This window comes from Collinsella sp. CLA-AA-H302 (assembly GCF_040093305.1).
Lineage (GTDB): Bacteria > Actinomycetota > Coriobacteriia > Coriobacteriales > Coriobacteriaceae > Collinsella.
On sequence record NZ_JBBNJW010000010.1, the window covers coordinates 63046 to 73251 of the forward strand.

The following is a 10206-nucleotide window of genomic DNA, read 5'->3' on the forward strand; positions in this document are numbered from 1 at the left end:
GAATGAGGATATAGACCGTTTACGTAACGAGCCGGGCGTTAGCTCTTACACTTGTCGGCGTAAGAAGTAGGTAAAGATACCGTTCACGCGATACGTCCGTGCCACAGGTCGACTAAATTGAGACAATAGTGAAAAGTGTTAGGCAACCGTCCCCCACGGGGACTGAACGGACAGATGCATATGCCGAGCAAAATCGAAAAAAAGCAAGCCGCCGCAAAGCTGCGCAAACCGCCGCGCGACTTCTCGTACACGCAGAACCGAGAGCTCAGCTGGCTGCGCTTTGATAACCGTGTGCTTGACGAAGCCTTCGACGAGACCGTTCCGCTGTTCGAGCGTCTAAAGTTCGTGTCGATTTTCGAGTCTAACCTCGACGAGTTTCTCATGGTACGCGTGGGCGGCCTGTCCGATCTGGCGGAGCTCAAAAAACAGCCTGTCGACAACAAGAGCAATATGACCGCCTCCGAACAGGTCGATGCTGTCATGACCGAAATGCCCGGGCTCCTTACCCGATGGGAGTCCATCTTTAAGAGCATCGAGGGCAAGCTCGACATCCTAGGCGTTCACCGCGCCTGCATCGATTCGCTTACGCCCGAGGAGCGCACCTTTGTAACCCGTTACTTCCAGGCCTACGTGTCGCCGGTCATCTCGCCGTTGGTCATTGACCCGCGCCATCCCTTCCCCAACCTGCGCAACGGCGCACTCTATCTGGCCTGCGGCCTGGACGGCGTCACCGACGAGGAAAGTCTGCTGGGCCTAATCGAGATTCCCGCCTCGATGAACCGCGTGGTCGAGATCCCCTCGCCCACCGGCACCTACTCCTACATCTTGCTCGAGGACGTCATCCTCGCCTGCCTGGACAGCTGCTTTGGCTCCTACAAGCCACTCGACCGCGCGCTCATCCGCGTCACCCGCAACGCCGACATCGATCCGGACGGCGAGGGCGTCGAAGAGGAAGAGGACTACCGCCAGCACATGAAGCGCATCCTCAAGAAGCGCCTGCGTCTGCAGCCGGTAGTGCTCGCGGTCTCGGGGTCGCTCGAGAAGGCGACGCTCAAGACCATCCGCAAGGCGCTCGAGCTTTCGCGCCGCTCTGTCTTTACCTGCGATATCCCGCTCGACCTGGGCTACGTCTTTGGCATTGAGAGTAAGATTCCCGAGCACCTGCGCAACGAGCTGCTCTTTACGCCGTTTAAGCCGCAGCCCAACCCCACCATCGATATGACCCGCTCCATCCGCGAGCAGGTACTTCAGCACGACAAGCTGCTCTTTTATCCCTATGAGGCCATGAACCCCTTCCTGGATCTGGTGCACGAGGCCGCCTACGACCCCGAGTGCATCTCACTGCGCATCACGCTCTACCGCGTGGCCAAGCAGAGCCGCCTGTGCGAGTCACTGATCGATGCCGCCGAGAACGGCAAAGAGGTCACGGTGCTCATGGAGCTCCGCGCGCGCTTTGACGAGCAGAACAACATCGAGTGGGCCGAGCGCCTGGAAGAGGCCGGCTGCACCGTCATCTACGGCTCCGAGGGCTTTAAGTGCCACTCCAAGATCTGCCAGCTCACCTATCGCGAGGGCATGGCGCTAACGCGCCTGACGCTGCTGGGCACCGGCAACTTTAACGAGAAGACGGCCAAACTCTACAGCGACTTTATGCTCATGACCGCTCACCCCGGCATCGGCGAGGACGCCAACCTGTTCTTCCGCAACCTGTCGCTGGGCAACCTGCGCGGCGATTACCGCTTCCTGGGTGTGGCGCCCGTCGGACTGAAACCGCTCATCATGCGCGGGCTTGACCGCGAGATCCAGCGCGCCCTCGCCGGCGAGCCCGCCCGCGTGTTCTTTAAACTCAACTCGCTCACCGACCGCGAGGTCATCGACAAGATCGCCGAGGCATCGTGCGCAGGAGTCCGCGTGGACATGATCATCCGCGGCATCTCGTGCCTCAAGCCGGGCGTTCCTGGCAAGACCGAGAACGTGCATGTCCGTTCTATCGTCGGACGCTTTTTGGAGCATGCGCGCGTTTACGCCTTTGGCGTGGACTCGGACATGATCTATCTGAGCTCGGCCGACATGATGACGCGCAACACCGAGCACCGCGTGGAGATCGCCTTCCCCGTGCTCGACCCCACCTGCCGCGCCCTGGTGCACGAGTACATGAGCATGCAGCTGCGCGACAACGTGAAGGCCCGCAGCCTCACGAGCGACGGCACCTGGGTCCCCGTGGAGCGCGCAGAGGGTGAGAAACCCTTCAACTCGCAGGAAGCCCTGCTGGAGCGTGCCTACCGCAACGCCGAGGCCGCGCCCGAGCCCGTCATTGAGGCAAAGCCCGCCCCTGCTCCTAAGCCGCAGCCGGCCACACCCAAGGTTCAGAAGGTCCAGGCGACCGTCATTGAGCCCGAGCCCGCACCTGCACCTCAGCCCGAGCCGCAGGCAGCTAAGCCCGCACCCGAGACGAGCGCCTGTCGCGATAAGCCCGCCGGCAAGACCAAGGCCATCGAGCGCCATCGCCCCGGTCGTGTGCGCATGGGCCTGGGCCTGATCGGCCTGGGTCTTAAGACGCTCATTACCGGCAAGACGAAATAGTCGTTTGTAGAAGCGGTTTGTAGAAGCGCCCCGCATTTGAGGAAAGCCTCGGATGCGGGGCGCTTTTCCCTGCTACCATGGTGCGGACAACAACGCGAATGACAGGCAGGGATATGAAGCTCACTATAGAATCGATGACCTACGGCGCCGACGGGCTGGCGCACGCCGACAACGGCAAAGCCGTCTTTGTGCAGGGTGCCGTGGCAGGCGACACCGTCGAGGCCGAGGTCGTACAGGACGGCAAGTCGTTCATGCGCGCCCGCACCACCGAGATTCTGGAGCCGAGCCCCGATCGCATTCAGCCTCCCTGCCCCTACGTGGGCATCTGCGGCGGCTGCTCGTGGGGCAATCTCTCACGCACGGCACAGCTCGCCGCCAAGGAGCAAAACCTGCGCTCCACGCTCGAGCGCATCGGCAAGTTCAGCCCTGAGCAAGTCGACGAGCTGGTGCAGCCCATCTGCCACACCAAGGACGACTGGGGCTACCGCAATAAAATCGAGCTCGAACCGACCGTCGTCAACGGTCGCGTGCGCCTTGGCATGCACGGTGTCGACCCCAGCAAAATCGTGACCGTCGATGCGTGCCCGCTGTTCGATAAACGTTTTCCCAAGGCGCTCAAATCGGTCGTCGGCGCACTCAACTATCTAAGCGGCAGCCATGACTTGGGACTCGAACGCGTGGGCATTCGTGCATCGCGCCGTACCAAGGCACTCGAGGTCGCACTCTGGACGTCTACAGGCTCTTTTCCGCGCTCGCAGGTCTCCCGCGTGCTGGCGGACGCCGCTCATCCCACGAGCATCGTGCGTGTGATGAGCAAGGGCGAAAAGAAGGCCCGCCGTGTCTCCAAGGTCGAAATGCTCGCCGGAGAGGGCTCATGGACCGAGAATATCGCCGAGGGTCAGATGCGCTTGTCTGCCCCGTCGTTTTTCCAGGTCAACACCAAGGGTGCCGAGATTTTGATCGAGCTTGTCATGGAAGCGCTCGACCCGCAAGAAGACGAGCTTGCCGTGGACCTGTACTGCGGCGCCGGAACCTTTACCCTGCCGCTCGCCCGCCGCTGCGACTTCGTCGCCGCCGTCGAGGCCTACGGCCCGGCCGTGCGCGACCTGCGCCGTAACTTGGAGATCAACAAGCTTGATAACGTCGACGTCATTGGCGGAGACGCGGTGCGCGAGTTCCCCGACCAGGATGCCGACGTCTTGGTGGTCGACCCGCCGCGCGCAGGCCTCGCCCCCGAGGCGATCGACCTTATCGCCAGCACGAGTGCTCGCGATGTCGCCTACGTGAGCTGCGACCCGGCCACCCTGGCGCGCGATCTCAAACGCTTTGTCGAAGAAGGCACCTTCTCCCCCGTCAAGATCACGCCAGTCGACCTGTTCCCGCAAACCTTCCACTGCGAGACCGTCGTCCACCTTAGGCGCAACTAGTCACTCAATCATTGCTCAGGTAAATCATTGAGAAATCGAGCGTGGCAAGCGGAGGTCTTCGGGGTATAAGACGGCTAATTGTATGCCGCCTATGAAAGGAACCCTCATGCCCAGCGTTGCCGTTCTCGCCGCCGATGGCTTTGAAACTATTGAATGCTTGACCATGGTCGATGTCATGCGTCGCGGCGGTGTGCGCGCCACGCTCGTCTCGATTATGCCCACACGTGAGGTCGTAAGCTCACTGCAGATCCCCGTGACCTGCGATGCGCTCTTTGATGAGATCAACTTTGACGAGTACGACTGCGTCGTGCTGCCCGGCGGCTTGCCCGGTGCCACCAACCTGCGTGCCGATCAGCGCGTCTGCGACGTGGTCTGCGAGTTCGCCGCGACCAAGCACGTTGCCGCCATCTGCGCCGCCCCGTTTATCCTGGGCGAGCTCGACCTACTCGAGGGGCGCCACGCCACGTGCTTCCCTGGCTTTGAGAAAAGCTTCCCCGAAGGCGCCTATACCGGCGAGAAGGTTACGCAAGACGGCAACATCATCACCGCCAGCGGCATGGCCCAGTCGCTCCCCTTTGCGCTTGAGCTGCTGCGCACGCTCGCCGGCGACAAGGCCGTCGAGAAGGTCGCCGAGGGCATTCAGCTATGATTTTGGCTTCGCAATCACCGCGCCGCATCGAGTTGATGCGCGAGGCGGGCTATGACATTCGCGTGATTCCCGCAGATATCAACGAAACGCCTTTTGATGGCGAAGCTCCGCTTACACTCGTCGAGCGCTTGGCGCGTGCCAAAGCCGCCGCCGTTGCCGCCGAGCATGCCGAGCCCAACGAACTGACCGTCGCGGCCGATACTATTGTCACCTTTGACGGCCAAATTTTGGGCAAGCCGGCAGACGGGGACGAGGCGCGCACCATGCTCCGCGAGCTTTCGGGCCGCACGCACCAGGTCGCAACCGGCGTCTGCATCGTTAAAGCCGGCGACGCTACAGCTCCGCATGCCGCCGAGAGCCTGTCGTTTGTCGATGTGACCGACGTAACGTTCTATGAGCTTACCGAAGAGCAGATCGAGCGCTATGTTGCCTCCGGCGAACCCATGGACAAGGCCGGGGCCTACGGCATCCAAGGCACAGGCGGCCGCATGCTTGTGCACGATATTTCGGGTGACTTCTACAACGTGGTGGGCTTGCCCATCGCTCGCGTCGCACGCGCGATTCAAAAACTCTCGTAATTGCATCTGGCGCTGGGTATCCCCCAGCGCCTACAATTTTGCCGTACCGTACGGATCCCGACCGGGCATAAGGCCCGGCGGAAAACCGATAGGAGAAAACATGGACACACTGCTCGAAGCCATCGATGTTTGCAATGTCGATGGCTTTTGCTTTGGCAACTATACGGACGAGGAGGCTGGCACCGGCTGCACCGTAATCGTGGCGCCCGAGGGTGCCACCGGCGGCGTTGACGTTCGCGGCGGTGCTCCAGCATCGCGCGAAACCGACCTGCTGCGACCCGAGAACACCGTCGACAAGGTTCACGCCGTCTGCCTTTCGGGCGGATCGGCCTTTGGCCTCGAGGCTGCAAGCGGCGTCGCTCGCGAACTCGAGAGCCGCGGCATTGGTCTGCCCGTCGGCCCCACGCAGGTGCCCATCGTGTGCTCCAGCTGTATCTTCGACCTTGCCTTTGGCGACCCCACCGTACGCCCCGACATTGAGGCCGGCATCGCCGCCGTGCGCGAGGCACTCGACAACACCCCCACCACGCTCGAGCAAGGCAATGTGGGCGCCGGCACCGGTGCCACCGTAGGCAAGCTCATGGGCCCTGCCACCTGCATGAAGGCCGGCCTTGGCACTGCCGCCGTGGCGCTCGGTCCCGTTAAGGTAGGCGCCGTGGTTTCGGTCAACGCCTGCGGCAACGTTGTCGACCCCCTCACCGGCGAGTGGGTCGCCGGCATGCGCGCCTCAGCCGATAGCGACCAAATCGTCGATATGGAACTCGCAGCCTTTGCCGCCGCCGGATCCATGCAGATGCCGCTCGACCGCACCAACACCACCATCAGCTGCATCGTCACCAACGTGGAACTCACTAAGGCACAAGCCACCAAGGTCTCCCAGATGGCCGCAGACGCCTACGCACACGCCATCCGTCCCACGCACACCACCAACGACGGCGACACCATCTACACCCTCGCCAGCGGCAAACTGGGCGCCCAGGCAAGCGCCACCGTTCCCCTAGACCTGCTGGGCATGCTCGCCGTAAGGGCTTTGCAAACCGCCATCGTAAACGGAGCCAAAACCGCCAAAACCTCCCACGGCATCCCCGGCGCCGCGAAGTAATCTCACTCGACCGCCCGCCTCCGACCGACTACCAACCAAAACCTTTTCAGCCCAGGCCCCTGTGTACCGCGCGTCCAAGATCTTCAAATTCAGCTTGCTGACATAAAGCAAGACATAACAGAGGACCCCTGGTCCTTAACTTGATACGAGTTCCGCACGCAAAGGAGGCGCCAGTGGCGCCTCCGTCTTGCGCAGGACTGTTCGAAGTAGCAAGTTAAGGACCAGGGGTCCCCGTTACCCGAGCGTTTCTGCCCTAGTTGAATTTGAAGATCTTTGAGGCAAGACGGTATAGGCCAAGTGTGGTTTTGTCTCCGGCCCGTCCACGCAGGTTGGTAAAGAATCCGACCACGCCGTAGCGAGCGCGACGATACATGCGCTCGTCGTACTCCTTCAGGTCCTTCCACAGCGTCTTCAGGCGCTCATCGGCACAATCTTCCTCGGAAAGCTTGGTGAGCACCGAACAAATCGCCATCATCATGGTGAAGTAGCCCATCATGTACGAACGCAGACGCGAGGACTCAACGTCCTGGTACAGATGGAACGATTCCATCATGATGCGCGTTACGCGGAACTGCTGGCCCAGGCGCTTGACCATCGTGGCCTCGTTGACGCTCTGGCCCTCGCGACCGATAAAGTAGCGATAGAGGTCGATGTCGGCGTAGTACATGGTCTTGCAGCGCGGCAGCGGTACGTATGCGTAGATATTATCCACGTAGAACGTGTGCGCCGGCATAGGCAGATTGGACTCGCGCAGCACATCGGTGCGATAGCACAGGCTGTGCATGAGCAGGTTCTGATCGGGACGGAAGTGTCCGATCTGGTCCCAAGAGAAAATCTTTTTGCGCGGCAGGGCAAACTTGTAGCCAATAGCGGTATGCGTGCCCTCGTAAACCTTCTCGTACACGTAGTTCGAGATAAACAGGTCGACGCGCTGGTCGCGCTCCTCAAAGCCACGCAGAATCGACAGCATGGTCGAGAGCGCCGCACCGTCGAGCCAGTCGTCCGAGTCAACGACCTTGTAGTACGTACCATGCGCCTCGCGCAGGCCCGAGAGAACGGCGATACCGTGGCCGCCATTCTCCTGGTGCACCGCGCGGATGATTCCGGGATAACGGGCCTCCCACTCGTCGGCCTTGGCGGCTGTCTCGTCCTTGGAGCCGTCGTCCACCACGATAATCTCGATATCGGTGGCGTAATTGCTCCCCTCCAAGATGGAGGTGATGCAATGGTCCATATCCTTGGCGGCGTTATATGAGGGAATACCGAATGTTATGACTTTATGCATGGCAGGCGATAATCTCATCCGAAAGATCGAGGGCAGAATTGGTCACGGCGTCCATATCGTAGTAACGATACTCGGCCAGACGACCCACCGGGTGGAAGTTCGTCAGGTTCTGGACGCGCTCAAGATAGCGCTCGTAGAGCTCACGGTTCTCGGGCTCCAGGATAGCGTAGTACGGCGTCTCGCCCGAGTCGGGCGTATAGGCCTTGGAGTACTCCTTCATGATGGTGGTCTTGCCGGGCAAAACCTGACCGGTCATGTTCTTAAACTCGGTGATGCGCGTATAGTCCTCGCTCGTGGTGTAGTTGACGGTGCCCACGGGCTGGAACTGGTCCATATCGAGCGTCTCGAACTTCATATCGAGCGTGCGGTACGGCAGCGCGCCTAGGTCGAGGTTGAATAGCTCGTCGAGCGGACCGGTGTAGACGATCTCGCCACCATAGACCTTGCCGTCGATCTTGACGGTGGTCTCGTCGATTTCAAAGAGGTCACGGGCGTCTACGTCACAGAATACGTCGATCAGATCGTGATCGAGCATATGCTCGAACAACGCGGTATAGCCGTCCTGCGGCATGCCCTGGAAAGGAGCCTGCGGGAAGTAGCGATCGTCATCGCCCACAAAGACGGGAACGCGGCCGGTGATCGAGGGGTCGATCTGGTCGGGCGTCTGGCCCCACTGCTTCATGGTGTAATGCAAAAAGACGTTCTCGTAGACATAATCGGCGACCTCGGCAAGATCCGGGTCGTTCTTCTTGCGCAGCTCCATAATGGGCACCTTGACGTCCTTGCCAAAGGTCTCCACGAGCTTTTGGTACAGCTCCTCGCCGCGCTCATCGCCAAAGGCGAGCTTGAGGCTCGCATGGTTAAAGGGCACGGGCATAAGGGTGCCGTTGATGTTGGCGAGCACCTTGTGCTGATAATCCGTCCACTTGGTAAAGCGCGACAGGAAATTGTGCACGCGCTCGTTAAAGGTGTGATAGATATGCGGACCGTACTCGTGGATCAGGATTCCGGCCTCGTCAGTGCAGTCATAGGCATTGCCCGCAATGTGGCTACGGCGCTCCAAAACGGCAACACGATAGCCGATGGTCTCGGCAAGACGGCGGGCGCAAACGGCACCGGCATATCCAGCACCGACGACAATCATGTCGTACGCGCCGGCGTTAAAGCCTTCAGGCAGGCCTGAGGTAATCTGCATCGATACTCCTTGTCAAAAGCCACGGGCTCGTTAGCTGGGCTTTTCTCGAACATTCTTCGAGACATATTTATCAGAGCGATTATAGCGCTAATGCGTCCTATAATGAGCTTGCCACACAAGGAAAGCTCAAGCACCGCGGCGTACATAATTGAAAGGTAAACCCGCTAGCAGCGGGTTTATTCGTGAACAGCCGGGCGCCTGGAGCTTAGCGAAACGCTTGCAAGGAGTAACATGAGCGATTTCCTAAACCGTATGAAGTCTGCCGCCAAGGCCGACCTTAAGACCATCGTCCTGCCCGAGGGCGAGGATCCGCGCACCATCGTCGCAGCCAACAAGATCATCGAGGAAGGCCTGGCCAACATCGTCATCCTGGGCGATCCCAACGAGATCAACGTCCCCGGCGCCACCGTCATCGATCCGCGCAATGCCGAGAAGCACGAGGAGTACGCACAGAAGTTTGCCGAGCTCCGCGCCAAGAAGGGCGTTACCATCGAGCAGGCTCGCGCCCAGGTGATGGACGCCACCTACTTTGGCACCATGATGGTCAAGATGGGCGACGCCGACGGCCTGGTCTCCGGCGCCTGCCACTCCACCGCCGACACCCTGCGCCCCGCGCTGCAGATCCTCAAGACCGCCCCGGGCACCAAGCTGGTCTCGGCCTTCTTCGTGATGTGCACCGACACCCCGCAGTTCGGCACCGACGGCACGCTGATCTTCGCCGACTGCGGCCTCAACATCAACCCGTCCTCCGACGAGCTCTCCGAGATCGCCATCGCCTCCGCTCACTCCTGGTCCACCTTCATGGGCAACGTTGAGCCGCACGTGGCCATGCTCTCCTACTCCACCATGGGCTCCGCCGGCGGCGAGGTCGCCAAGAAGGTCCAGGAGGCCGTGAAGTTCTGCAAGGAGAAGGCTCCCGAGCTCGCCATCGATGGCGACCTGCAGCTCGACGCCGCTATCGTCCCCACCGTCGCTCAGCTCAAGGCTCCCGGCTCCTCCGTTGCCGGCAAGGCCAACGTGCTCGTGTTCCCCGACCTCGAGGCCGGCAACATCGGCTACAAGCTGGTCCAGCGCTTCGCCGGCGCCGACGCCTACGGCCCCATCCTGCAGGGCATCGCCAAGCCGGTCAACGACCTGTCGCGCGGCTGCTCTGCCGACGACATCGTGGGTGTCGTGGCCATCACCGCCGTCCAGGCTCAGATGGCTGAGTAGCGGACTTATCCCCTCGGGACCCTACAGGGTAAAGCTCTGAAAACGTCCTCGGACATGCATGAAACCCCCGCTGCGCACTTCGTGCGGCGGGGGTTTCATGCGTCCTGACGCTCCTATTTGGCAAGGTGTTTTTTAGAATCCATTTTGCGCTCGGTCTCGAAGGCCCGCCTGTCCC

8 protein-coding genes are annotated in these 10206 nt (G+C 61.0%); 6 read left to right on the forward strand and 2 right to left on the reverse strand.

The window, feature by feature from the left end; translation table 11 throughout:
* The first annotated feature begins 180 nt into the window (after positions 1–180).
* The 5 genes from ppk1 to AAAV21_RS08335 all read left to right on the forward strand — a co-directional run bounded on the left by ppk1 (position 181) and on the right by AAAV21_RS08335 (position 6339).
* Complete coding sequence (ppk1, locus tag AAAV21_RS08315; RefSeq protein WP_349108788.1) at positions 181–2583, forward strand: polyphosphate kinase 1; 2403 nt, start codon at positions 181–183, stop codon at positions 2581–2583.
* 98 nt (positions 2584–2681) lie between these two features.
* A complete protein-coding gene (rlmD, locus tag AAAV21_RS08320) occupies positions 2682–4010 on the forward strand; it encodes a 23S rRNA (uracil(1939)-C(5))-methyltransferase RlmD (RefSeq protein WP_118267217.1) in 1329 nt (442 codons plus the stop codon).
* A 106-nt stretch (positions 4011–4116) separates the two neighbouring features.
* Positions 4117–4659, forward strand: a complete 543-nt coding sequence (locus AAAV21_RS08325) for a DJ-1 family glyoxalase III (protein ID WP_055287259.1) — start codon at positions 4117–4119, stop codon at positions 4657–4659.
* Positions 4656–5237: a Maf family protein gene (locus AAAV21_RS08330; RefSeq protein ID WP_349108790.1), complete on the forward strand. Its 582-nt coding sequence runs from the start codon at positions 4656–4658 to the stop codon at positions 5235–5237. The genes AAAV21_RS08325 and AAAV21_RS08330 overlap by 4 nt, the downstream gene beginning before the upstream one ends.
* A gap of 100 nt (positions 5238–5337) precedes the next feature.
* A complete protein-coding gene (locus tag AAAV21_RS08335) occupies positions 5338–6339 on the forward strand; it encodes a P1 family peptidase (RefSeq protein WP_349108794.1) in 1002 nt (333 codons plus the stop codon).
* A gap of 253 nt (positions 6340–6592) precedes the next feature.
* On the opposite strand, the gene AAAV21_RS08340 is transcribed toward AAAV21_RS08335, so the two are convergent.
* Positions 6593–7624: a glycosyltransferase family 2 protein gene (locus AAAV21_RS08340; protein WP_349108795.1), complete on the reverse strand. Its 1032-nt coding sequence runs from the start codon at positions 7622–7624 to the stop codon at positions 6593–6595.
* On the reverse strand, positions 7617–8819 hold the full coding sequence (gene glf, locus AAAV21_RS08345; RefSeq protein WP_196022508.1) for a UDP-galactopyranose mutase: 1203 nt from the start codon (positions 8817–8819) through the stop codon (positions 7617–7619). Before glf ends, AAAV21_RS08340 begins: the two co-directional genes overlap by 8 nt.
* A gap of 231 nt (positions 8820–9050) precedes the next feature.
* Here glf and pta point away from each other — a divergent pair, with 231 nt between their 5' ends.
* Entirely contained in the window at positions 9051–10031 is a 981-nt protein-coding gene (gene pta, locus AAAV21_RS08350; protein WP_089573084.1) for a phosphate acetyltransferase, read from the forward strand.
* The last annotated feature ends 175 nt before the right edge of the window (positions 10032–10206 follow it).